This is a genomic window from Pseudomonas sp. 65/3-MNA-CIBAN-0223 (assembly GCF_040310425.1).
GTDB lineage: Bacteria > Pseudomonadota > Gammaproteobacteria > Pseudomonadales > Pseudomonadaceae > Aquipseudomonas > Aquipseudomonas gregormendelii.
In genome coordinates this window covers 206,730-230,717 of the sequence record NZ_JBEOPV010000001.1, presented here as the reverse complement: position 1 = coordinate 230,717, position 23,988 = coordinate 206,730, and the positions used below count along the sequence as shown (strand labels likewise).

General features: G+C 61.0%; 17 protein-coding genes and 1 pseudogene. 12 read left to right on the top strand and 6 right to left on the bottom strand.

Features of this window, described 5'->3' with window-relative positions; translation table 11 throughout:
* The 7 genes from AAEZ09_RS00935 (at position 1) to AAEZ09_RS00905 (ending at position 8,439) form a co-directional block, all read left to right on the top strand.
* Positions 1 to 993 carry an acyl-CoA dehydrogenase family protein gene (locus AAEZ09_RS00935; RefSeq protein WP_350597655.1) on the top strand — a complete coding sequence of 331 codons (993 nt, stop codon included), beginning with the start codon at positions 1 to 3 and terminating at the stop codon, positions 991 to 993.
* Positions 990 to 1,748, top strand: a complete 759-nt coding sequence (locus tag AAEZ09_RS00930) for a PIG-L deacetylase family protein (RefSeq protein WP_350597652.1) — start codon at positions 990 to 992, stop codon at positions 1,746 to 1,748. The genes AAEZ09_RS00935 and AAEZ09_RS00930 overlap by 4 nt, the downstream gene beginning before the upstream one ends.
* Positions 1,745 to 2,353, top strand: a complete 609-nt coding sequence (locus AAEZ09_RS00925) for an SAM-dependent methyltransferase (RefSeq protein ID WP_350597650.1) — start codon at positions 1,745 to 1,747, stop codon at positions 2,351 to 2,353. The genes AAEZ09_RS00930 and AAEZ09_RS00925 overlap by 4 nt, the downstream gene beginning before the upstream one ends.
* 239 nt (positions 2,354 to 2,592) lie before the next feature.
* A complete protein-coding gene (locus AAEZ09_RS00920) occupies positions 2,593 to 3,351 on the top strand; it encodes a PIG-L deacetylase family protein (RefSeq protein WP_045058610.1) in 759 nt (252 codons plus the stop codon).
* A 169-nt stretch (positions 3,352 to 3,520) separates the two neighbouring features.
* Entirely contained in the window at positions 3,521 to 4,321 is an 801-nt protein-coding gene (locus AAEZ09_RS00915; RefSeq protein WP_350597647.1) for an endonuclease/exonuclease/phosphatase family protein, read from the top strand.
* 109 nt (positions 4,322 to 4,430) lie between these two features.
* Positions 4,431 to 7,055 (top strand): autotransporter family protein, encoded by a 2,625-nt coding sequence (locus AAEZ09_RS00910; protein WP_350597646.1) that lies wholly within the window; start codon positions 4,431 to 4,433, stop codon positions 7,053 to 7,055.
* A 310-nt stretch (positions 7,056 to 7,365) separates the two neighbouring features.
* Entirely contained in the window at positions 7,366 to 8,439 is a 1,074-nt protein-coding gene (locus AAEZ09_RS00905; RefSeq protein WP_205892326.1) for an autotransporter domain-containing protein, read from the top strand.
* 128 nt (positions 8,440 to 8,567) lie between these two features.
* Here the strand turns inward: AAEZ09_RS00905 and glgB are convergent, their stop codons facing one another.
* From glgB to AAEZ09_RS00890, 3 genes are all read right to left on the bottom strand, one after another.
* Entirely contained in the window at positions 8,568 to 10,799 is a 2,232-nt protein-coding gene (gene glgB, locus AAEZ09_RS00900) for a 1,4-alpha-glucan branching protein GlgB (RefSeq protein ID WP_045058614.1), read from the bottom strand.
* A 2-nt stretch (positions 10,800 to 10,801) separates the two neighbouring features.
* A complete protein-coding gene (gene treS / locus AAEZ09_RS00895; protein WP_350597644.1) occupies positions 10,802 to 14,143 on the bottom strand; it encodes a maltose alpha-D-glucosyltransferase in 3,342 nt (1,113 codons plus the stop codon).
* Between the two features lie 78 nt (positions 14,144 to 14,221).
* Positions 14,222 to 16,219, bottom strand: a complete 1,998-nt coding sequence (locus AAEZ09_RS00890) for an alpha-1,4-glucan--maltose-1-phosphate maltosyltransferase (protein WP_350597642.1) — start codon at positions 16,217 to 16,219, stop codon at positions 14,222 to 14,224.
* A 227-nt stretch (positions 16,220 to 16,446) separates the two neighbouring features.
* On the opposite strand from AAEZ09_RS00890, the gene AAEZ09_RS00885 reads away from it, so the two are divergent.
* Complete coding sequence (locus tag AAEZ09_RS00885) at positions 16,447 to 16,605, top strand: hypothetical protein (RefSeq protein WP_205892322.1); 159 nt, start codon at positions 16,447 to 16,449, stop codon at positions 16,603 to 16,605.
* 48 nt (positions 16,606 to 16,653) lie between these two features.
* Positions 16,654 to 16,734 (top strand): annotated as a pseudogene (locus AAEZ09_RS00880) (outer membrane lipoprotein carrier protein LolA); the annotation flags it as partial.
* Between the two features lie 73 nt (positions 16,735 to 16,807).
* Here AAEZ09_RS00880 and AAEZ09_RS00875 read toward each other — a convergent pair.
* Complete coding sequence (locus AAEZ09_RS00875) at positions 16,808 to 17,314, bottom strand: MgtC/SapB family protein (RefSeq protein ID WP_045058617.1); 507 nt, start codon at positions 17,312 to 17,314, stop codon at positions 16,808 to 16,810.
* 120 nt (positions 17,315 to 17,434) lie between these two features.
* On the opposite strand from AAEZ09_RS00875, the gene AAEZ09_RS00870 reads away from it, so the two are divergent.
* From AAEZ09_RS00870 to mapR, 3 genes are all read left to right on the top strand, one after another.
* Positions 17,435 to 17,668 carry a DUF3203 family protein gene (locus AAEZ09_RS00870; RefSeq protein ID WP_045058618.1) on the top strand — a complete coding sequence of 78 codons (234 nt, stop codon included), beginning with the start codon at positions 17,435 to 17,437 and terminating at the stop codon, positions 17,666 to 17,668.
* A 195-nt stretch (positions 17,669 to 17,863) separates the two neighbouring features.
* Positions 17,864 to 19,294: a cytochrome c oxidase accessory protein CcoG gene (ccoG, locus tag AAEZ09_RS00865; protein ID WP_350597639.1), complete on the top strand. Its 1,431-nt coding sequence runs from the start codon at positions 17,864 to 17,866 to the stop codon at positions 19,292 to 19,294.
* Positions 19,295 to 19,401: 107 nt separating this feature from the next.
* Positions 19,402 to 20,811, top strand: coding sequence for a GntR family transcriptional regulator MpaR (mapR, locus tag AAEZ09_RS00860; protein ID WP_045058620.1), 1,410 nt, complete (start codon positions 19,402 to 19,404; stop codon positions 20,809 to 20,811).
* 24 nt (positions 20,812 to 20,835) lie between these two features.
* Here the strand turns inward: mapR and AAEZ09_RS00855 are convergent, their stop codons facing one another.
* Positions 20,836 to 21,582, bottom strand: coding sequence for an SDR family oxidoreductase (locus AAEZ09_RS00855; RefSeq protein WP_205892319.1), 747 nt, complete (start codon positions 21,580 to 21,582; stop codon positions 20,836 to 20,838).
* A gap of 104 nt (positions 21,583 to 21,686) precedes the next feature.
* Positions 21,687 to 23,768 carry a putative bifunctional diguanylate cyclase/phosphodiesterase gene (locus tag AAEZ09_RS00850; RefSeq protein WP_350597637.1) on the bottom strand — a complete coding sequence of 694 codons (2,082 nt, stop codon included), beginning with the start codon at positions 23,766 to 23,768 and terminating at the stop codon, positions 21,687 to 21,689.
* Positions 23,769 to 23,988 lie beyond the last annotated feature (220 nt).

Genomic DNA, 23,988 nt, shown 5'->3' with positions numbered 1-23,988 from the left:
ATGGAGCTCAAGACCTGTCTTGATCGCCAGTCGACGGACTACGACGGCACCCGGGCACTAGGACAGTGCCTGGAGCAACTGGTGGAGGCAGGTCTGGATCGACTGCCGCTACCGGGGCAAGGCCACACGCTGGAGCGATTCCAGCGGTTGGCCGAGGTGGGCGGGCATGATCTGCGGTTGTGCAAATTGTATGAAGGGCACACTGACGCGCTGGCGATTTTCCAGCAACTCGGTGCGTTTGCGCCGCCGCCTGGCAGTACCTGGGGCATGTGGGCGGCCGAACCGCCGAATGCCCGGGTTCGGCTGACTCATTCAGCGCAGGCCGTCGCGCTCAATGGTCGCAAGGCCTGGTGCTCCGGCGCCGCCGTGCTCAGTCATGCGCTATTGACTGCCTGGGACGAACAGGACCGTCAACAACTGGTGGCAGTCGCCCTTGATCAGCCAGGAGTCACCGTGACCGATGTGGGCTGGCAAGCGGTCGGCATGGGTGCAACCGGCAGCGTCGAGGTCCTCTTCGACGACGCCCAGGCGACCGCCATCGGTAACCCCGGCGATTACCTGCAACGCCCCGGATTCTGGCAAGGCGGGATCGGCATTGCCGCCTGCTGGTATGGCGCGGCCTGCAGCATTGCCGAGCGGTTGCGCGAGCATTGTGCGCAGCGCGCTGAACCCCACGCCCTGGCCCATCTGGGCGCCGTCGACAGTGCCTTGCAAGGCGCTGCCGCGGTGTTGCGTGCCAGCGCCCTGGCGATAGATGCCGCCCCTCTCAAAGACGCCGAATTGCTCGCCCGACGCGCCCGTGCAGTGGTTGAAAACGCCGCCGAGCAAGTCATACATCATGTCGGCCGCGCGCTGGGCGCCGGCCCTTATTGCAAAGACCTACAGTTCGCGCAACTGAGCGCCGACCTGCCGGTTTTTCTGCGCCAGAGTCACGCCGAGCGCGATCTCGCGGGTCTGGGCCACTTAATGCGTGAAGGGACATGGACGTTATGAAAACCAATCCAATTGTCGGCCAGGGCACGCCGCTGTATCAGTGGCAAGCCTCCAGTCAACTGGCGCAGCTACCGGTGATCGATGTTCTGCAATTGGTCCCCGAGGGCTCTCGCGCGGTGATCATTGCACCACACCCGGACGACGAGATCCTCGGCTGTGGCGGTTTCCTGCAGCTGCTGGCCGAGGCGGGCCGTGACCTGCAGTTGATTTCGGTGACCGATGGCAGCGCCAGTCATCCGGGTTCAAAACGCTGGCCGGTGGAACGCCTGAGCACCGTCCGCCCCCAGGAGTCGGTGGAAGCGCTGCGGCGGCTCGGGTTGCCATTGCACAGCTTGAGGTGGTTGCGCGGTGGTTTTGCCGACAGCCAGGTGGCGGCCAGAGAGGACGAATTGAGCACATTTATCGAGCGTCATCTACGCGCCAGTGATGTGGTGTTCACCACCTGGCGCGAAGACGGGCACTGCGATCACGAAGCGGTGGGGCGTGCCAGTGCCGAAGCGGCGCAGCGTGTCGGGGCGACTTTGCATGAACTGCCGGTGTGGACCTGGCACTGGGCAACGCCTGAAGACCGCAGTGTTCCCTGGCATCGAGCGCGCAAGATCCTGTTGTCGCCGCCGTTGATTGCCCGCAAACGCCACGCGATCCATGCCTTCGCCAGTCAGCTCGAGGGCGACCCACAGATCGGTTTGCCACCGGTGCTCGCGCCCTACGTGCTGGAGCGGCTGCTACAACCCTTTGAGGTGGTGTTCGTATGAGCGTCTCTGACCGATATTTTGACGGTTTGTTTGCCAACAGTGACGATCCCTGGGCATTCCGCCAGCGCTGGTACGAACAACGCAAACGGGCCATTACCCTGGCTGCGCTGCCCCGTCCGCGCTACCGCGCCATTTTCGAACCGGGGTGCGCCAACGGCGAATTGAGCGCCGACCTCGCCACCCGCTGCGACCGCCTGCTGTGTTGCGATACCGCCAGTGCCGCCGTCGCCCTCGCGCGTACGCGTTTGAGTCCGTTCAACCATGCGCAGGTGCATCAGGCACGTTTGCCCGAGCAATGGCCGAGTGAGAAATTCGACCTGATCGTAATCAGCGAGCTTGGCTACTACCTGGATGCCAAAGACCTCAAGCGCCTGATCGAACAAGCCTCGCATTCCCTCACGGCCGACGGTCAACTGTTGGCATGCCACTGGCGCCCGCCTATCGAAGGTTGTCCCCTGAATGCCCGCCAGGTGCATGACCTGCTGCACGAGCACCTGCACCTGCCGCGCCTGGTGCTGCATCAGGAAGCCGACTTCCTGCTGGAACTATGGAGTCGCGAACCGCGTTCTGTGGCCACCCTGGAAGGCCTGCGAAGCAGCACCTGACGACGCCCCCCTGCAGGAGCGAGCTCGCTCGCGATGGTCTTGAACGGTAACGCGGCGCTCTCAGGTCATTCATAAACACGCTCGCTCCTGCATGGGAGATCAACATCGGCAAAAAATACGTACCAGATAGAACATGCACGCGACGAATCGCAATACATGAGCAATACTCCTTGCGCGGCAATCCATGGTTTGGAGCGTGCGCACCCACGCTCATACTCCCGGAACAAGGACGTAGCCCGATGAAAACCGTTTCCTTCAGCGAAAGCAGCCTGCCTGCGCAGATCTGGAACAGCGCGGCGCAACTGGACAATATCCCCGTCATCAACACCCAGACCCTCGTTCCACCGGGCGCTCGCGCGGTGGTGATCTCGCCCCATCCTGGCGACGAAGTGATGATGTGCGGCGGCCTGCTGCAACTGCTCAGCGCCCTGGGCCATCCCCTGCAATTACTTTCCATGACCGACGGCAGTGCCAGTTATCCGGGCTCGCAACAGTGGTCGGAAAAACGCCTGAGCGTGTTTCGCTCCCAGGAAAGCGTCGAGGCCTTGCGCCGCCTGGGCATGCCGATGCACAGCCTGAAATGGATTCGTGGCGGTTTTACCGATAACGCCCTGGCAGAACACGAAGCCCAGCTGGCCGATTTCATCGCCCGCTACCTGCGCCCCGGCGACGTGGTATTCAGCACCTGGAGCGAGGACCGCCATCTGGATCACGATGCCGTGGGCCGTGCGGCGGCCAAGGCCGCGAAAAGAGTCGGCGCGGCCTTCAACGAAGTACCCATTCGCGCCTGGCACCGACCGATCCGAGACCGCGAGCAAATCCCTTGGCACCGTGCGCGCAAGGTGCGCCTCGACACCTGGACCGTGGCGCGCAAGAGCCACGCCACCCATGCCTATGCCAGCCAGCTCGATGGCGAGCCCGCCTTGGGCCTCGCCCCCCTGCTACCCCGGGTGCTGCTGGAACGAATGCGCCTGCCTTACGAAATCGTCTTCGTCTGACACCAATCCCTGTGGGAGCAAGGCTTGCCCGCGATGACGGTGGCAAATGCTCCACCACAAACCAGTTCCCAGGGCCAAGGGCCTGGACAACAATCGATCGCCGATTTTCGCTGAACTGCGCGCGCCCCCATCAGTCGCATAGATATGGAACCGACTACCAGGAGTCAACGTGACCAGTGATCCAACGCAGCAGGCACTTGAAGACATGCCGCTGACTACGCCACCGGCCATCCACCGCCTCAGAGTGCTGACGGTCAACACCCACAAGGGCTTCACCGCGCTCAACCGGCGCTTCATCCTTCCGGAATTGCGCGAAGCGGTACGCAGTACCTCGGCCGACCTGGTATTTCTCCAGGAAGTGGTGGGCGAACACGAGCGTCATTCTTCACGCTTCAACGACTGGCCACAGACTTCCCAGTACGAATTCCTCGCCGACAGCATGTGGAGTGACTTCGCCTACGGTCGCAATGCCGTCTACCCCGACGGTCATCATGGCAACGCATTGCTGTCCAAGTACCCCATTCGCGAATACCGCAACCTCGACGTGTCGATCACCGGCCCCGAACGACGGGGCCTGTTGCACTGCGTACTCGATGTTCCGGGGCATGCCGAAGTCCATGCGATCTGCGTCCACCTGAGCCTGCTGGAAAGTCATCGCCAGCTGCAGCTCCAGTTGCTGTGCCAACTGCTTGAGTCCCTCCCCGATGATGCACCGGTGATCATCGCCGGGGACTTCAACGACTGGCAGCTGCAAGGCAACGCCGCCCTCGCCCGGCGCGACTATCTGCATGAAGCCTTTGAACGCCATCACGGTCGTCCCGCCAAGACCTACCCGGCGCGGTTCCCCCTGTTGCGCCTGGACCGCATTTACCTGCGCAATGCCAGCAGCCATGACCCGCGAATACTGGGAAACAAGCCCTGGACGCACCTTTCTGATCACTTGCCGTTGGCGGTGGAAGTGCATCTTTAAGTCATCAATAAATCCGACCTGCTGTCATTTGTGTCAGTGGTTATCGGCGAGTTCTGTTGGTACGGTATCAATTGAAGCGTTGGACGCCTTTACACACCTGGAGATATGCATGGACATTGCGACAGGTTTGCCTAAGTACCGTATCAGTGACTACCGTTTCAGTGCCCTCGCCGTTTCCATTTGTCTAAGCCTTGGATCGCCACAATTCGCTCAAGCCAGCTGTACATTCACGCCCACCGCCGGCAACGATAACCATGTCTGCGACAGCGGCATCGGCGGCGCACTGACCGATCTCACCGGCAACAACACCCTGAGCTTTCCCACCAGCGGCACGGGCCAAATCATCGGCAACGTGAATTTTGGTGCGGGCAATGATGGCCTGGTCATGAATTCCGGGACATTGACTGGCACCCTGAACCAGGGTGATGGTTCAGACACGGTGTTGATCACCAACGGCGTGATCACCGGCGCGGTGAATCAGGGCAATCAGATCGATGACTTCGTCATGAGTGGCGGGCGGATCCAGTCCCTGGCCCAAGGCGACGGCCGCGACACCTTCCTGATGACCAATGGCACCATAGTCGGGGCCTTCGAGGACGGGGACGTGGCGAGGATGTCCGGCGGCACTATCGGTCGGGTCGACATGAAGCTCGACAACAACATCTTCGACATGTCTGGCGGCGAGATCATCGGCAATCTGGTGACCGGCTTCGGCCTCGACACCATCATCATCTCCGGCGGCAAAATCGGCGGCAACGTCAGCGTCAGCGGTGGCAATGACAGCATCACTGTCACCGGCGGCGAAATCGTCGGGGAGATTCGCGCCAGCGTCGGTAATGACATCCTCAACTGGAACGGCGGCGGGATCATCCGTTCGGCGATCCTGATGGGCGAAGGCAATGACCTCGCCACCCTTTCCAACCTCACTGAAACCAGCCTGGCACCGATGCCGAGCATGGACGGTGGTCCCGGCACCGACACCCTGAATTTCAATCAGACCACCACAGCCGGCGCCTCCCGCTACATCAACTGGGAGTCGCTGAACCTGAGCAATAATTCGCGCCTTGACCTGGCCAGCGATTCGCTGATCCTGGGTGACAGTGCCAGTGGCACCGGGCTTATCAACGTCGACGCCAGCAGCACCCTCACCTCGGTGCAAGGCAGCATCGCGCCGTTCACTGCAGGCCAGCTCGCGACCTTGAACAATGCCGGGACCATCGACCTCACCAGCGCCAATTCGCGCAGCAACGACACACTGACGGTACAGGGCAATTACGCCGGTAACGGTGGCAAGCTGCTGCTGCAAAGCGTGCTGGGCGATGACAGCTCCCCCAGCGATAAACTGGTGGTCAATAACGGTACCTTGACCGGCAACACCGTCATTACCGTGCAGAACCTGGGCGGAGTCGGCGGGGTCACTCAACAGAACGGCATCCAGCTGGTTGAGGCACAAGGCTCGGCCGTGGCCAGCAACGGAGCCTTCGCCCTTAACGGCGGCCTGATTTCCGCAGGCGCTTTCGATTACCGTCTGTTCAAAGGCGGGGTCACCGCCGGTACGGAAAACAGCTGGTACCTGCGCTCGGCGGTGGTCGCCCCTGCGGTGACGACCATCCCCAATCCGGATCCGGCGTTGCCGCCTATTACGGTACCCGTCGTTGCGATACCGGTCGCCGCGCCCGCCCCTCCGGCTCCCACTCCTGAACCGGGAAGCCCGCCGCTACCAGCACCGGCACCGCTGCCGCCGTTGCCCGAAGCCGTTGCGGGTGCCGCGCCGATTCCCCTTTACCGTCCCGAAGTCGCCACCTGGTCAGTGCTGCCCCCTGCTGCGGCCCAGTTGACCCTGACAGCGCTCGGCACTTTCCACGATCGCCAGGGCGATCAACGCCTGCTCACCGAAACCGGGGCGTTTGGTGCGGGCTGGGGCCGGGCTTACGGAAAGAATCTCGACCAGACCTGGTCAGGCACCGTAACGCCGCGCTTCGATGGTTCGCTCAAGGGCTTTCAAGTGGGCAATGACCTCTACGGCTCCCAAACCTCGGGCGGGCACACGCAGCGAATCGGGTTCTTCGTGGGGCACACCGGCATGAAGGGCAATGTCGACGGCTTCAACGAGGGCTTTGAAGACAAACGCGCCGGCAAGATCGACCTGCGTGGCGACCATGTCGGCTTGTACTGGACATTGGTGGGCAACAGCGGCTGGTACTTCGATAACGTGATCATGTCGACCCGCTTTGATGGCGACAACCGCTCAGAGCGTGGCCTGAAACTGGATACCCGTGGCCACGGGCTCACAGTGTCCAGTGAAGCCGGTTATCCCATTGCCCTCAATGACACCTGGGTGCTCGAGCCCCAGGCGCAAATCATTCATCAGAAGATCTCTCTGGACAGCCAGGACGACGGGATTTCCAGGGTTTCCTTCGACTCCGACGGCGCATGGACCGGGCGCCTGGGTGCAAGGCTAAAGGGCAGCTATCAGGTCGGCGGTCGCCCGCTCGAACCCTACCTGCGGGCGAACCTGTGGCATACGTTATCCGGGACAGACACGGTGACCTTTGACGACGTCGACAGGGTCATCACTGAACAGAAGGCCTCCTCCGCCGACATCGGTGTGGGCCTGAACGTGAGCCTGGCTTCATCCGTCAGCGTCTACGCCGGTGCCGACTACAGCACCAATATCGACAGCCAGGACTTGCGCGGACTGTTTGGAAATGTCGGCGTGAGAATTAGCTGGTAGCCGTCATATAAAGGCTCTGGCGCGCGGTTTTTTGACGATGCCTCGTACAAACAACCACTTGCAAGCGCGGCGGAAATCAGTCACTTATAGGGCTTAAATTAGCCCTACCATTTATCGGCCATTTTCTTGACGCGATGTCAAGGGTCTTCTTAGCTACAGGTTACTACCCCCGGAAAACTACCAGGAACAAGCCTCACACCGCTCATGCAGGGGCCGGTGCAGGTTTGGCCTACTCCATTCGGTCGCCCCTCATTCGGGGTAGGAGAGACGCCAAAGCGAGACAGCGCATGCGATTGCAAGGTAGACCGCCATGAGAACATCACTCCCCCCGCTTGAGATCAAAGCCACTTTCTACACCCTTTCGAGTTCGCTGCTGTTGTGCTCATCGGTGGGAGCACAAGCCGGGCCCGCGGAAGATGAGACCTTGCCCTGGTATCGCCAGGACGTCCCGACGATGTCACTACCTGCAATCAATATCACGGCCCCCTACCCCGGGCATGTCAGCGCAGCATCCGACGCCCGCAGTTCACGGCTGACCATCGAAGACGCCGCACCCTCGACCTGGGACCAGCTCTACGGCAAGCCTTCGCGCCAGGCCCAGGACGACGTGCTGGCGCAAGGCTTTTCCGGGCCCGGTGCCAGCGAGTCCTGGGGCCCGGCGCTACTGACGTTGCAAAGTGCCGGCGGGCATACCCAGCGCGTTGGGCTGATCGGCGGCGTCAGCCAGTTCCAGAGTAACGGCAATGGCCTGCTGACCAGTCGCGCCCAGGCCGACCCCGCCACGGACACCCTCAACCTGCAAGGCCAGAGCCTTGGCGCCTACTGGAGCCTCACCGGAGCGCAAGGCTGGCACGTCGACCTGACGGCCAGTGGTGGCCGGGTCAACGGCTTCAGCCGCAACGAACAGGGCGTGAGGCAAGTGACTGAAGGCAGCGCGTTGACACTCTCGGTGGAAGGCGGATTCCCCATTGGGTTAAGCGATAACTGGGTGGTTGAACCCCAGGCGCAACTGATCAATCAACGTATCACCCTCGACACGCCCTACTCGGGTTCAGGCAATGCTTCGGCGAGCGACCTCAACTCATGGAGCGGCCGGGTCGGAGCGCGGTTGAAAGGGAGTTACGACATCAATGGCCTGGGGGTCGAGCCGTATGTGCGGACCAACTTGTGGCACACGGTTTATACCGGCAACACGGTATCGCTGGATCAGGTCGACAAAATCAGCAGCAGCCGCAAGTCGTCAACCGTGGATTTGGGGCTGGGATTGGTGGCGAAGGTGACACCGGCGGTGAGCCTGTATGTCAGTGCCGATTACAGCAGTGATGTGGATGACAACGATTTGAACGGGTTGATCGGCAGTCTAGGCGTGCGGATGCGTTGGTGAGGTTTTTTTAACAGCAAAAGATCGTCCGAACGCGGCCCGAGCCTGCGGCAGCTCCTACAGGGCATTGCGTGTAGGAGCTGCCGCAGGCTCGGGCCGCGATCGGACGATCTTTTGATCTACCTTCTGACCTACGCCTCAGGCCGCAGAATCAACACCGCCAACGGCGGCAAATTCAGCGACAGTGACAGCGGCTGTCCGTGGCTGGGTTCTTCCTCGGTAAACGCCCCGCCCCCATTGCCATAATTGGACCCGGCGTACATCGCCGCGTCGCTGTTGATGACCTCGGTCCAGCGACCGGCAAACGGCACGCCCACTCGATAACCCTGGCGCGGCACAGGCGTGAAGTTGGCAACCACCAGAACCGGGCTGCCATCCTTGCTCCAGCGCAGGAAGGCATAGACGCTGTTGATCGCATCGTCGCCAATCAACCACTGGAAGCCCTGTGGCGCGTCGTCCTGGTCGTGCATCGCCGGTTCTTCGCGGTAGAACCGGTTGAGGTCGCCCACCAGCTTTTGCACACCCTTGTGTTCCGAGTACTGCAGCAGGTACCAATCCAGTTGCTGGTCGTGATTCCACTCGCGCCACTGGCCGAACTCGCAGCCCATGAACAGCAGTTTCTTGCCCGGGTGCGACCACATGAAGCTCAGGTAAGCCCGCAAGTTGGCAAATTTCTGCCAGCGGTCGCCGGGCATCTTGTCGATCAGCGAATGCTTGCCATGCACCACTTCGTCATGGGAAATCGGCAGGATGAAGCGCTCGGACCAGGCATACACCAGGCCAAAGCTCAGCTCGTTGTGATGATGCCCACGGTACACCGGGTCCTGCTGGATGTAGTGCAACGAATCGTGCATCCAGCCCATGTTCCATTTGTAGTCGAAACCCAGGCCGCCCTGTTGCGTGCTCTGGCTGACGCCGGGCCACGCGGTGGATTCCTCGGCGATCACCAGGGCACCTGGGGCCTCAAGGTTGACCACGTCATTGAGGTGGCGCAGGAAGTCGATCGCTTCCAGGTTCTCCCGCCCGCCGTGGCGGTTGGGCACCCATTCGCCGGCCTTGCGCGAGTAGTCGCGATAGAGCATCGAGGCCACCGCATCGACGCGCAGGCCGTCGACGTGGAAATGCTTGAGCCAATGCAGCCCCGAGGCCAGCATGTAGCCGTGCACTTCGGTGCGGCCGAGGTTGTAGATCAGCGTGTCCCAATCCTGGTGAAAACCTTCCTGCGGGTTGCCATATTCGTACAACGCGGTGCCGTCGAATTGCGCCAGGCCGTGGGTGTCGGTCGGGAAATGCGCCGGTACCCAGTCAAGGATCACACCAATATCCGCCAGGTGGCAGGCGTTGACGAAGGCGGCAAAATCATCCGGCGAACCGTAGCGGGCACTTGGAGCGAACTGCGACAGCAGCTGATAACCCCATGATCCACCGAACGGGTGCTCCATGATCGGCATCAGCTCGATGTGGGTGAAACCCAGTTCCTTCACGTAAGGAATCAACCGCTCGCCCAGTTCGTGCCAGGTGTACTGGCGGGCGACTTCGCCCAGGTCATCCAGCTCACACTGCCAGGAGCCGGCGTGCAGCTCGTAGATCGATAGCGGCGCACTGGGGTGCTGGCGCTCGATGCGCGACTGCATCCACGCCTGGTCCTGCCATTCGATGCTCAGGGGCGAGGCGACCTTGGACGCCGTGTCTGGAGGCAAGGTGGTCGCCAGGGCCATCGGGTCGGCCTTCAGCGGCAAGATACCGTTGGCGCCGAGGATTTCGTATTTGTAGGTTTCGCCCGCCTGCATGCGCGGGATGAACAGCTCCCAGACACCCGTCGGATGCCGCAGGCGCATCGGATGACGGCGGCCGTCCCAGTTGTTGAAATCACCCACCACCGAAACCCGCTTGGCATTCGGCGCCCAGACGGCAAACCGCACGCCATCGACCCCGTCTACCGTTTTCAACTGTGCACCGAGGCAACTGCTCAAATCCCGATGGTTGCCCTCGGCAAACAGGTACAGGTCCATCTCGCCCAACAAGGGACCGAAGCTGTAGGGATCCTCGGAAACCTGCTCGCCTCCGGCCCAGCGGGTGCGCAACAGGTAAGGCTGGGCGCGATCGAAATGCCCGACGAACAAGCCTGGGATCTGGGTGGCCTCAAGATTGCCCAGTTCCTCACCGGAATCCTTCGCCAGTACTTGCACGCTCAGGGCATCCGGCAGATAGGCCCGAATGAATTGCCCGCCGGCGTTATCGGCATGGGGACCGAGAATTGCAAAAGGGTCGGGATGTGCGGCGCGCACCAGCGCGTCGAGGTCCTGCGATCCGGGCAGCAGCGCTTCTTTAGCGTGACCCAGTTCCTTGTTCTGGAAACTCATGACTACTCTCCACCAAGATCGGAAAAGGGTTTAAGCCCACTCAATAATCCATACAAACCATGTAACGGCACAGGCAGCCAGGTTGGGCGATTCTCAGCCTCGTAGGCCACCTCGTACGCGGCCTTTTCCAGACCGAACAACGCCAGCGCAGCGTCCTCGCCTGCCGGATCTTGCCACGCATGTCCAAGACTAGCTGCCGCCAGCCGATAAGCGTCGACAAATGCCTGGCGAGCCTCATTTAAATAGCGCTCTGCGACCCTGACTCGCGCCGCCTGTGCCGCTTCGGTGTTATCGACATTGTGCACATTGATGGTCATGGCTGCCGCGTAATCAAACGAGCGCAATACCCCGCTCACATCCTTGTACGGACTGTGCTTGCCCCGTCGCTCATGCAGTGGCCGGGCCGGTTCACCTTCAAAGTCGATCAGATAGGCATCGCCCTTGATCACCAGCACCTGGCCCAGGTGCAAGTCGCCGTGTACACGAATCCGCAGGCCACCTGCCGCCTTTTTGCCCAGCTCCTGAACATGGCTCAGGATCGCCTTTTTGTTGTCCACCAAGCGACTGACCAGCGCCTGGTCGGCCGGGTTCAGTTCGGTTTGATGCTGCTTGAGCAACTTCAAAGCATGTTCCACTTGCGCGGCGACGTCCTTGGCCGAGGCCAGGGCTTCTTTTTGCGTGGTGACCTGCGGCGCGAAGTCCGGGTCATCGGTGGGCGCGGCGAGAACCTGATGCATTTCACCCAGGCGCTGGCCGAGCATGCCGGCAAAATCCTTCAGCTCGCCCAAGGCGTTGTAGTGCTGTTCCTGTTCCGAAATGGCTTGCGCCAGTTCGTCACGTAATGCGCGTTCGAGGTTGTTCTGCGTCCATTCCCAGGCATCGCCCTGATTGCTCAGGAAGCCTTGGGCGATCATCAGCAGCGTGTCCTCGCCTTCGGCGTCACGACGAATCACCGAGCCCAGCAATGGGGAGATATTGGCGAACCCGGCGTTGGTCAGGTACGCACTCATTTCCAGTTCAGGGTGGACCCCGGAGGCGATCTTGCGGATCAGTTTCAGCACCAGGCTTTTGCCGACCACGACCGAACTGTTGGACTGCTCGGCCGACAGATAGCGCACCTCCGACTCCGCGTTGAGGCCCAGTTGAGCCAGCGCGGGGGTCGGTTCAAAGCGGATATCACCTTCGTCAGACGCCAGTACGGTGTTGTTGTGCATACCCTCCAACACCGCACGAATGAAGTTTTCCAGGGCAAATGCATCGGTAATGATGCCGACCTGACGACCGCGGCGAACTCGGGACAGTGCCAGTTGCTGCGGCAGCGCCGGACCGACCTGATCCTCGGCGATAAAGCCGAAAGGCAGCTGATACCGACTGGTCTGGCCATTGCTGGTGACGTCGATTTCGCTCAGCAACACCGGATGCTCTGCGTCGCCAAAGCGCACGCCATAGGCCAGTTTTACCTGTTCGATGGTGGCGTCCTTGCCGGCAAACCAGCGGCGATTTTGCAGCCAGTTGGGCAAAATGCCCTGCTCCATCGTGGCGCGAGACGGCGCTTCGAGGAGTTCTTCCATGCGGTGCTTGAGCACCAGGGTGGTGAAGTCCGGCAGGCTTTGCGCCGGCTCCACATGCCAGCTGGGCATCTGGTTCTCCGCCGCCAGGCCAAACCAGTAGAAGCCATACGGCGCCAAGGTCAGGAGGAAGTTAAGCTGGCCGATCGGTGGGAACGCGTTCCCACCGAGCATTTCCACCGGCACCATGCCGGTGTAGGCCGACAGGTCGAGCTCGGCCGCCTGGGCACTGCGCGATACGTTGGCCACGCACAGAATGATCTCGTGTTTACCGTCTTCGCCGGTGAATTCACGGGTATACGCCAGGATTCGGCGATTGCTTGGCGAAAGCATTTTCAGGGTGCCGCGCCCGAATGCCTTGGACTGCTTGCGCACGGCAAGCATGCGCCGGGTCCAGTTGAGCAGCGAGTGCGGGTCGCCGGCCTGGGTCTCGACGTTCACCGACAGGTAACCGTATTGCGGGTCCATGATCGGTGGCAACACCAGACTGGCCGGGTCCGCGCGCGAGAAGCCGCCATTGCGGTCAATCGACCACTGCATGGGCGTACGCACGCCATCCCGGTCACCCAGGTAGATGTTGTCGCCCATGCCGATTTCGTCACCGTAGTACAGGGTCGGCGTGCCGGGCATCGACAACAGCAGGCTGTTGAGCAGTTCCACGCGGCGGCGGTCACGCTCCATCAAGGGTGCCAGGCGCCGGCGGATGCCCAGGTTGATGCGTGCGCGGCGATCAGCGGCGTAGTAGTTCCACAGGTAGTCGCGCTCCTTGTCGGTGACCATCTCCAGCGTCAGCTCATCATGGTTACGCAGGAAAATCGCCCACTGGCAGTTGGCGGGAATCTCCGGGGTCTGCCGCAGGATGTCGGTGATCGGGAAGCGGTCTTCCTGGGCCAGCGCCATGTACATGCGCGGCATCAGCGGGAAATGGAACGCCATGTGGCATTCATCGCCGTTTTGGCCCTGGGCATCGGTGTCGCCAAAATACAGTTGAGTGTCTTCAGGCCATTGATTGGCTTCGGCGAGCAGCATGCGGTCTGGGTAGTTGGCATCGATCTCGGCACGGATCTGCTTGAGGACGTCGTGGGTCTCCGGCAGGTTCTCGTTGTTGGTGCCGTCACGTTCGATCAGGTACGGAATAGCGTCCAGGCGAAGGCCGTCGATGCCCATGTCCAGCCAGTAGCGCATCACCGACAGCACGGCTTTCATGACTTGCGGGTTGTCGAAGTTCAGGTCCGGCTGGTGCGAATAAAAGCGGTGCCAGAAGTACTGCCCGGCCACCGGATCCCAGGTCCAGTTGGATTTCTCGGTATCGAGAAAGATGATGCGCGTGCCGTCGTATTTCTGGTCGTCATCGGACCACACGTAGAAGTCCCGGGCGGCCGAGCCTTCCTTGGCCTTGCGCGCCCGCTGGAACCAGGCGTGCTGGTCGGAGGTGTGGTTGATAACGAGCTCGGTGATCACCCGCAGGCCACGATCATGGGCCTCGGAGATGAACCGCCTGGCATCGGCCATGGTCCCGTAGTCAGGGTGTACACCGCGGTATTCGGCAATGTCGTAACCGTCGTCGCGACGCGGCGACGGATAGAACGGCAGCAGCCAGATGGTGTTGACGCCGAGGTCGGCAATGTAATCGAGTTTCGAGATCAGGCCGGGAAAGTCGCCGATCCCGTCGTTGTTGGAGTCGAAAAATGACTTGACGTGAACCTGATAGATCACCGCGTCCTTGTACCAGAGCGGGTCTTTGATAAAGGTGGCAGCCTTGGGTTTCTTCGCCATTTGAAACTCCTGTTGAATTCGATAAAGCGATGCACCTCGCAAATCACCCCTGTAGGGGCCGGCGTCAGGCTCGGATGGTCAGGACACTGAAATCCGCCAGATGCCGAACGATTGCTGAGCCGGGTCCAGGCGCATGAACTGGTACTTGCCGTGCCAGGTCCAGCGGTGCCCGTTCATCAAGTCCTCGCCCTGGGTGTGCGCGTCGTCCGGCAAACCCATTTCCCACAGCGGCAGCTCGAAATTCGCTTCCTGGGGGTTGTGCGGATCAAGGTTGACCGCTACCAGAATGAAGTTGCTGCCATCGACGCTACGCTTACCGAAATACAGGATGTTGTCGTTCCAGGCGTTGTAGATCTTCAAGCCAAGGTGCGAGTGCAAGGCCGGGTTTTGCCGGCGAATGCGGTTGAGCTGGGCGATCTCGGCGATGATGTTGCCCGGCGCGTTGTAATCCCTCGGGCGGATCTCGTACTTCTCCGAGTTGAGGTATTCCTCCTTGCCCGGCACCGGCGCCGCTTCGCACAACTCAAAGCCCGAATACATGCCCCACAGGCCTGAGCCCATGGTTGCCAGGGCCGCGCGGATCAGGAACCCGGCACGCCCGGACTCGTGCAGGAACGCCGGGTTGATGTCCGGTGTATTGACGAAGAAATTCGGGCGATAACATTCCCGCCATGGCGATTCGTTGAGTTCGGCCAGATAAGTCGACAGCTCGTACTTGGTGTTGCGCCAGGTGAAGTAGGTGTAGCTCTGGGAGTAACCGACCTTGCCCAGGCGCGCCATCATCGCGGGCGTGGTGAAGGCTTCCGCGAGAAAGATCACTTCCGGATACAGCGCACGCACGTCGGCGATCAGCCACTGCCAGAAAGGCAGGGGCTTGGTGTGCGGGTTATCGACGCGGAAGATCTTCACGCCCTCCTCGACCCAGCCCACCACGATGTCGCGCAGTTCGACCCAGAGACTCGGAATCGCATCAACGGCATAGAAGTCGACGTTAACGATGTCCTGGTATTTCTTCGGCGGGTTTTCGGCGTATTTGATCGTGCCGTCCGGACGCCAGTTGAACCAGCCCGGATGCTGTTGCAGCCATGGATGGTCCTGGGAACACTGGATCGCGAAATCCAGGGCGATCTCCAGGCCATGGTCGGCCGCTGCCGCCACCAGGCGACGGAAGTCCTCGCGGGTGCCCAGCTGCGAGTGAATGGCCTCATGCCCCCCCTCGGCACTGCCAATGGCATAGGGGCTGCCCGGGTCATCGGGACCGGCGGTCAGGGAATTGTTCGGGCCTTTGCGATGGCTGCGACCGATGGGATGAATCGGCGGGAAATACAGGACGTCGAAGCCCATGTCCTGGATCATCGGCAAGCGCGAGTGTACGTCGTTGAACGTGCCATGCCGGGCTGGATCGTCGGTGACGGAACGGGGAAAGAGTTCGTACCAGCTGGCAAACTGCGACAGTTCACGCTCAACGTCCACCGGGTACTCGGGGCTGAAACTGACAAAGGCCCGATGGTCGGCCTGAGCCATCAGGTCGGCGCTACGTTGGTGCAGAAACAGTGCAACCTGCTCGGTTTCGAGCAGCCCGGACAGCTCATGGTGCAAAGCCGCCAGTGCTTCGCTCAGAGGCCCTTCGGCACGCTCGGCGGCGTGCTGGACCTGAGTACGACCTTCCTGCAGTTCCAGGCTGACCGGCACCCGTGCGCTGTGCTTTTTCTCCAGTTCATAACAGAAGCTGGCGAACTGATCGATCCAGGCCTCCACAAAGAACACGTATCGGCCCTGGCGCTCGACGCGAAACTGGCCCTGAAAGCCGTTATTGCCCAGTTCGCCCATCACCGCGCTGTGCCAGCTGTCATCGCCCTCGGAGCGCCAACGCACCCGCACCGCCAGCTTGTCATGGCCGTCGGCAAACACCTTGCTGGTGACCACGACGTCCTGACCCACCACGGCTTTGACAGCGAACTGCCCGCCATCGAGGATCGGCATGGTGTCTTCAATCGCGATTCGCGGCAGCAAAAGTGCCTGCGACAACGGTATATGAGGGTTGTAGCTCAACTCTGCAGGCTTTTCAGACGTCATCGAGCATCTCTCCTTTACGCCCCATGGACGCTCTTGTACTGGGCCGACAATCGCAAAGCGCTCGGCCCCGGAATGAACTCACTTAGGTTCCGAGCGACCGGCGCAGGTAAAGTTCACGCTGATTGTTCAGTTCGATCACGTTGTTTCGATCACGGGAATCATTTCATGAGAGCCAGAGTCAATAGACTTAAGCACGACTCAAGCCATGTGCCACAGGAGATGCAGCGATGACGATTCCCAACCCTGTTGAAACGCCGGATCCGAATATCGACAATCCCGTTATTCCGCCAACCGATCCGCAGCCGGTGCCAGAGCAGGAGCCGCCTGGAACGGTCCCACCGCCACGGGAAGACCCGCCAGATACCATGCCGCCGGTGATTGTCTAATCCCGAGCCGCGAACCCTGTAAACCCTGTAGGAGCGAGCTTGCTCGCGATGGGCGCTAACGATGACGAGGGTAGCCTGACACCCAACGGCGCTCTCAGGTTCTTCGCGAGCAAGCTCGCTCCTACAGTAGGCCGTAATCGTCGTCGATGGCTGAGCAGTGAGCCGTTACAACAGGTGGCCGAGCCTGCTGGTTCGGCAATGGTTACGGTGCATCACCCCGATCTTTATCCAGCAACTTCAAAATCCTCGGCATCACGCTGAAAATCGCCAGTGCCAGCAACGTACTCAGCACTGCAGTCGACTCACGCCCCATGCCTGCCGACACTCCGATCGCTGCGGTCATCCACAACCCGGCTGCAGTGGTCAATCCCTTCACGTGGCCCTCTTCGCCTCCGGTATTTTTCAGAATGGTCCCGGCGCCAAGAAAACCGATGCCGGCAATTACCCCCTGCACCACCCGGCTCATGGCATCTGCCTGCGACCCGGACATTTGCGGCACCAGCACAAACAATGCGGCACCCAATGCCACCAGCATGTGGGTACGCACCCCGGCGGCCTTGCCTTTGTGCTCCCGTTCGAACCCCAAAATGCCGCCCAGGATCGCGGCGATCACCAGTCTCACAGTAATTCGTGTCAATTGTGCTGCATCGCCGATATCGGCGAATTCCGCTTGCAGGGTTTCCCATACTTCATGCCACCAGGCTTTCATGCGGCTGTCCTTGTGATTGTTCTGGAAGATGGACCACGCCAACCATTAATCGGTTGCACCGAACGATGCTGGCCGCCCATAGCCTAATGCTGCAGACCCCGCAGAAATAAGGACTCCGCCATGACCGTTCGCATCGAAAACCAGACTTGCTTCTTCACTACCGAGAACGGCGAAGAAATCCGCCTGTGTCCCGACGTCACCGTGATCACCGACTCGGACAAAGCCATGTCGGCGGTCGAACTCGATGGTCAGCGCGTCTACATCACTGAAGCAGAAGCTGATGCATTGACCGTAGCAGGCGCCGTAGATGGGCGTAAGCATTTGAAAGCCACCGACAGTGATTCGGTGATTTGACCGACGCAGATCAACCCGGCCGGCGAGTGCTTGCGACAGGCGCGCAGGGACCGGGCTGACAGCTGCTTCAAAGTGTCGCAGACAGCGGATCAGAGCCCATCTGATCCGCTTTTTATTGCGATCCCTGAGTCTGTTATGCAAACAGATCGACGCTCATAGTGCTCCGGCCTGATGGAGGCTGATGAGCGAAAGACCATGAGCGAAAGAATTCCCGTCCGAACCCTTGAGAGTGCCCCGTCCGTCCAGACTTTTGAGCCTTCGCGTGCAAAGACGAAGACCGGGTCCAGCGACAATCTGATTCACACCCGCAGTTTTACCGGCCTGTTTCGTACATTGCGCATGAGCGGTGCAGGGTTTCTGTTCCTGCTGTTCTTCGGCACGGTGTGGCTCAATTGGGGTGGGCGCCAGGCCGTGCTCTGGGACCTGTCCGAAAGCAAATTCCACATCTTTGGTGCAACCTTCTGGCCACAGGATTTCATCCTGCTCTCGGCGCTGCTGATCATCGCCGCATTTGGGCTGTTTGCGATCACCGTATTCGCCGGGAGGGTCTGGTGTGGCTACACCTGCCCCCAGAGCTCCTGGACCTGGATTTTCATGTGGTGCGAGAAAATCACTGAAGGCGAACGCAATCAGCGGATCAGACTGCAGGCGGCCCCCTGGACCTTCAACAAGCTCCTGCGGCGTTCGGCCAAGCACACGCTGTGGCTGGCGATCAGTCTGCTCACCGGTCTTACCTTCGTCGGCTATTTCACCCCGATCCGGCCCCTCGCCGAAGAATTGCTGACCCTGCAAATGGCCGGTGTCAGCCTGTTCTGGGTCCTGTTCTTTACCGGTGCCACCTACATCAATGCCGGCTGGTTGCGTGAAGCGGTGTGCATGCACATGTGCCCCTATGCGCGGTTCCAGAGCGTGATGTTCGACAAGGACACCCTGACCATTTCCTACGACTTCGCTCGCGGGGAACACCGTGGCCCGCGCAAGCGTGACGTAGCACCGGCTGCTGTCGGCCTGGGCGACTGCATCGACTGCCAGCTGTGCGTACAAGTGTGCCCGACCGGTATCGACATCCGCGACGGCTTGCAGATGGAGTGCATTGGTTGCGCAGCGTGCATTGATGCCTGTGATTCGATCATGGACAAGATGGGCTACGCCCGTGGATTGATCAGCTATACCTCCGAACACGAACTGCAGGGTGGCAAGACCCGTCTGTTAAGACCGCGACTGATCGGTTACACCGCCGTGCTGCTGGCGATGATCGGCGCCCTCGCCCTCGCGCTGGTGGAACGGCCAATGGTCTCGCTGGATGTCAGCAAGGACCGCGGGCTGTTCCGCGAGAACAGCCAGGGGCAGATCGAAAACATCTACAGCTTGAAGGTCATCAACAAGACCCAGGAGCACCAGGACTATCGCCTGATGCTGGTGGAGGGTGACGACTTCCAGTTGCAAGGCAAGACCGAACTAAGCCTGGCGCCAGGGGAAATTGTCGACGTGCCGGTGTCCGTGGCGATGACCACGCAGCGCCCGAGCTCCAGCTCGCAAAGCATTGTGTTCAAGATCATCGATACGGATGAGCCCGGGATCTACAGCGAAGCCAAGAGCCGGTTTGTTGCGCCGATGAACCGTTGATCCCTTAGACTGCTGTGCTGCCACAAGCGCACTGCAAAACCGGTGGGAGCGGGCTTGCCCGCGAAGAAGTCCCCCCGATTTCACAGAACAACCCAACCGGGCTTTAGATGAAACGCTACGAAAAATTCGCCGACGACATCGCTGAACTGATCCGCTCCGGCGTCCTCGGCCCCGGTCAGCGGGTACCTTCGGTGCGCTACGCCAGCCAGACCTACGGGGTCAGCCCATCCACCGTGTTCCAGGCTTATTACCTGCTGGAGCGGCGCGGTTTGATCCGCGCCAGGCCGCGCTCCGGCTACTTCGTCAACACCCACGCCCCGAGCCCTTTTTCCGAGCCGGAGATCAGCAGCCAGGTGAACGAATCAACCGAGGTCGACGTGAGCGAACTGGTGTTCTCGGTGCTCGATTCGATCAAGGACCCGAACACCGTGCCCTTTGGCTCGGCCTTCCCCAGCCCGGCGCTGTTTCCCCTGCAGCGCCTGTCACGCTCCCTGGCCAGCGCCACCCGGGACATGGATCCGCGCATGGTGGTCACCGACATGTCGCCGGGCAATCCACAGCTGCGCCGGCAGATTGCCCTGCGTTATATGGTGGGCGGGCTGATGTTGCCGATGGAGGAGCTGTTGATCACCAACGGCGCCCTGGAGGCACTGAACCTGTGCCTGCAGGCCGTGACCGAACCCGGCGACCTGGTCGCCATCGAGGCGCCGGCCTTCTACGCCTGCTTGCAGATTCTCGAGCGGCTCAAGCTCAAGGCGGTGGAAATTCCCGTGCACCCACGCGAGGGCATTGACCTGGCCGTGCTCGCGCAAACCCTGGAGCGCCATCCGATCAAGGCCTGCTGGTGCATGACCAGCTTCCAGAACCCCATGGGCGCGACCATGCCCGAGGCGAAGAAACAGGAACTGGTCGAGTTGTTGCGTCGGCATCAGGTGCCGCTGATCGAGGACGATGTCTACGCCGAACTGTATTACGGCCAACAGGCCCCCAAACCGGCCAAGGCCTTCGATACCGAGGGCCTGGTGATGCACTGCGGTTCGTTCGCCAAGAGCCTGGCCCCCGGATACCGCATTGGCTGGGTAGCTGCCGGGCGGTTCGCACAGAAGATCGAACGCCTGAAGCTGATGACTTCACTCTGCGCATCGATGCCAGCCCAGGCAGCAATTGCCGACTACCTGCAGCACGGCGGCTACGATCGACACTTGCGCAAATTGCGCTATGCGCTGGAGGAGCAGCAAAGCGCAATGCTCGCGGCCATTGCCCGGTACTTCCCGGCACAGACGCGGGTCAGCCAGCCTGCTGGCGGGTACTTCCTGTGGCTGGAGTTGCCGGAGCAGATGGACTCGTTGAAGCTGTTCCAGATGGCGCTCGCCCAAGGCATCAGCATCGCGCCGGGGCCGATTTTTTCACCGACCCGACGGTTCAGGAATTGTATCCGGCTGAATTATGGCAGTCCCTGGGATGAGACGGCGGAAAAGGCGATGGAGACGTTGGGGCGGATCGTCCGGTCTTTTTAAAGTCAAAAGCTTGAGCTTGAGCTCTTAGCGTCCGCCGCCCAGATCAATAAAGGTCCCCGTCGCATACGACGCCTTGTCCGACAGCAACCAGACAATCGCCTCAGCCACCTCATCCGGCCGCCCACCCCGGGCCATCGGGATCGCTGACTCCAGCTTGCTCACCCGATCCGGGTCGCCACTGAGGGCATGGAAATCGGTGTAGATGAATCCTGGCCGCACCGCATTGACCCGAATCCCCTCGCCCGCTACTTCCTTGGACAAGCCGATGGTGAAGCTGTCCAGCGCCCCTTTGGAAGCCGCGTAGTCGACGTATTCGTTGGGCGATCCCAGGCGCGACGCCACCGACGACACGTTGACGATGCTGCCACCCTGGCCGCCGTGCTTGGGGGACATGCGCAGGATCGCGTGCTTGGCGCAGAGAATGGGCGCCAGGACGTTGGTCTTGAGGATTTTGAGAATACGGAACTCGGACATTTCGTCCACGCGGGATTTGTGCCCGACGGTTCCGGCGTTGTTCACCAGGGCGGTCACACGGCCCAGTTCGGCGTCCACGCGGTTGAACAGCCCGACCACTTCATCCTCGATGCTCACATCGGCGCGTACCGCGATCGCCTGGGCCCCCATTGCGCGCACTTGTTCGAGTACCGCGTGTGCAGCTTCTTCGTCAGCCTGATAATTGATGCAGATCCGATAGCCCCGTTCAGCGGCCAGGAGCGCTGTCGCGGCGCCGATACCTCGGCCCCCACCGGTGATGACGATGACTTTGTCCATGCTGACTTTCCCCATTTTTTGCGTAAGCAGTCGGGGTCAAGAATAACCGCCATCGGCGGTTTTTGCATGGTCAGGGGTGTCATTACTGACGCCATCGCGGTCCATCAGACCGCCGCCATCTGCTCCCCACGAACAATATCCATCATGAAGCGCTCGGCCGGCAGCGGATGGCCGAGCAGATACCCTTGCAACGAGTCACAGCCCAACTGCGTCAGGAAGTCCTGCTGCACGTCGGTCTCCACCCCCTCCGCCACTATCCGCAGGCCCAGCGCCCGCCCCAGGGCGACGATGGCCGAAACGATGGCGGCGTCATCACTGTCGCGCTCCAGATCACGAACGAAACCACGGTCGATCTTCAACTCGTTGGCCGGCAGGCGCTTGAGGTACATCAGGCTGGAATAGCCGGTACCGAAGTCATCGATAGACAGGTCCACGCCCATGTCCGACAGCGCCTGCAGCACCGTCATGCTCGCATCGGCGTCGCTCATGGCCGTGGTTTCGGTGATTTCCAGAGTCAGGCTGTTGGCCGGCAGATGGTGAGTCGCCAGGGCCTTGGCGACGCTCTGGACCAGCCCGGCATGGCAAAACTGCAACGCCGAAAGATTCACCGCGATGCGCCAGTCGGTGTACCCCAGCACATACCACTCGCGCATCTGCCGGCAGGCTTCATTGAGCACCCATTCGCCGATCGGAATGATCAACCCGGTCTTTTCCGCCAGCTCGATGAACTTGTCCGGCAGCAGCATGCCCTGGGTCGGATGCACCCAGCGCAACAACGCCTCGGCACCGATCGGACGGCCATTGGCGGCATCGAACTTGGGTTGGTAATAAAGACTGAATTGCTGTTGCTCCAGTGCCGCGCGCAGGTCCTGCAACAGCTGCAGTTGCTTGCGCGCGTTGCTGTTCATTGAAGCGTCAAAGAAGCTGTAGCCGTTCTTGCCGGTCCCCTTGGCGTGATACATCGCGGCATCGGCGTTCATCAGCAATTCCTGGGCGGTTTCGCCGTTGCCCGGATAGACTGCAATGCCGACGCTGGCGGATATCTGCAGGTCATGTTCGGCGACGCGGAACGAACGCGCAATCAAGCCGACCTGGCGCGCGGCCAGATTCAGCGCGTCATCCTGCTCGGCCAGTTGCACCAGCAAGACGAACTCGTCACCGCCAATTCGCGCCAGGGTGTCCTGACTGCGCAGTTCCACCCGCAGGCGCTGGGCCACTTCGCACAACAACTGATCGCCCATATGGTGACCGAATGCATCATTGACTGGTTTAAAACCGTCCAGATCGATGAACATCAGCGCAAAACAGCCGCCCTGTTCACGCACCACCAGCATCGCCTGGTCGATGCGATCGGCGAGCAGCACCCTGTTCGGCAACCCGGTCAATGGATCATGCAGGGCCAGTTGGGTCAGTTCGCGGTTGGCCTCGGTCAGTGACTGGGCCAGATGCGCCGTTCGCGCTTCCATCCGCGCGTCGAGAATCGAAGTCAGCAAGGCGATGGTCAGCACCGCCAGGGTGGTAATCAGCACCAGGTTGTCCAGCCCGCTCCCGCTCAGGCCGCTGGACGCAGCGCCGCAAAAGCTGCCGTCGGGAAAGCGCGCCGCAGCCATCCCGGTATAGTGCATGCCGACAATCGCGATGCCCATGATCACTGCCGCACCGGCGCGCATCAGCGCAACATGGGGCGTGTGCTGACGCAGCCGGAAGGCGATCCATAAAGCCGCGCCCGAGGCACCCACCGCGATCAACAGCGAGGCACTGAACAACGCGGGATCGTAATCGATGCCCGGTTGCATGCGCATGGCCGCCATGCCGGTGTAGTGCATGGCGCTGATCCCGCTGCCCATGGTCAGCGCGCCGAACAGCAGCTGCCAGGCAGGTAGTCGGGGCTGGCTGACCAGCCACAGGGCGAAGCCACAGGACAGCATCGCAATCAGCAACGACAGCAGGGTCAGCGTGACGTCGTAGCCCAGGTCTATGGGCAGGGTGAACGCAAGCATGCCGATAAAATGCATCGACCATACGCCTACACCCATGGCAAAGGCGCCGCCAGCCGTCCACAACGCAACCGCAGGGCCCTTGGCCGTGGCAATACGTTCGGTGAGGTTGAGCGCAGTGTAGGAAGCGAGAATCGCGACGAACAGGGAAATGATAACCAGCGTGGGGGAATAGCTACCAATAAGCATCGGAGTTCTCGAAATGACCCGTACTGCTTCCCTGCCCGGCGGTGTTGAAGTTGGCGATTGTACTAACTCTCAGGAGGAACGCACTGAGAAAATCAGCAAAAGGCCATCAAGCCGATGAAACGCTTGTTTGAACAGTTAAACGGTGGGGCAATACCCTTATCTGTAGGTGCGAGCTTGCTCGCGATGGACGCTAACGATGACGCGTTTTGCCTGGAATAAC

Coding starts and splice junctions, on each gene's coding strand:
- AAEZ09_RS00935 (WP_350597655.1), top strand. CDS start 1: ATGGAGCTCAAGACCTGTCTTGATCGCCAGTCGACGGACTACGACGGC.
- AAEZ09_RS00930 (WP_350597652.1), top strand. CDS start 990: ATGAAAACCAATCCAATTGTCGGCCAGGGCACGCCGCTGTATCAGTGG.
- AAEZ09_RS00925 (WP_350597650.1), top strand. CDS start 1,745: ATGAGCGTCTCTGACCGATATTTTGACGGTTTGTTTGCCAACAGTGAC.
- AAEZ09_RS00920 (WP_045058610.1), top strand. CDS start 2,593: ATGAAAACCGTTTCCTTCAGCGAAAGCAGCCTGCCTGCGCAGATCTGG.
- AAEZ09_RS00910 (WP_350597646.1), top strand. CDS start 4,431: ATGGACATTGCGACAGGTTTGCCTAAGTACCGTATCAGTGACTACCGT.
- AAEZ09_RS00905 (WP_205892326.1), top strand. CDS start 7,366: ATGAGAACATCACTCCCCCCGCTTGAGATCAAAGCCACTTTCTACACC.
- glgB (WP_045058614.1), bottom strand. CDS start 10,799: ATGAGTTTCCAGAACAAGGAACTGGGTCACGCTAAAGAAGCGCTGCTG.
- treS (WP_350597644.1), bottom strand. CDS start 14,143: ATGGCGAAGAAACCCAAGGCTGCCACCTTTATCAAAGACCCGCTCTGG.
- AAEZ09_RS00890 (WP_350597642.1), bottom strand. CDS start 16,219: ATGACGTCTGAAAAGCCTGCAGAGTTGAGCTACAACCCTCATATACCG.
- AAEZ09_RS00885 (WP_205892322.1), top strand. CDS start 16,447: ATGACGATTCCCAACCCTGTTGAAACGCCGGATCCGAATATCGACAAT.
- AAEZ09_RS00875 (WP_045058617.1), bottom strand. CDS start 17,314: ATGAAAGCCTGGTGGCATGAAGTATGGGAAACCCTGCAAGCGGAATTC.
- AAEZ09_RS00870 (WP_045058618.1), top strand. CDS start 17,435: ATGACCGTTCGCATCGAAAACCAGACTTGCTTCTTCACTACCGAGAAC.
- ccoG (WP_350597639.1), top strand. CDS start 17,864: ATGAGCGAAAGAATTCCCGTCCGAACCCTTGAGAGTGCCCCGTCCGTC.
- mapR (WP_045058620.1), top strand. CDS start 19,402: ATGAAACGCTACGAAAAATTCGCCGACGACATCGCTGAACTGATCCGC.
- AAEZ09_RS00855 (WP_205892319.1), bottom strand. CDS start 21,582: ATGGACAAAGTCATCGTCATCACCGGTGGGGGCCGAGGTATCGGCGCC.
- AAEZ09_RS00850 (WP_350597637.1), bottom strand. CDS start 23,768: ATGCTTATTGGTAGCTATTCCCCCACGCTGGTTATCATTTCCCTGTTC.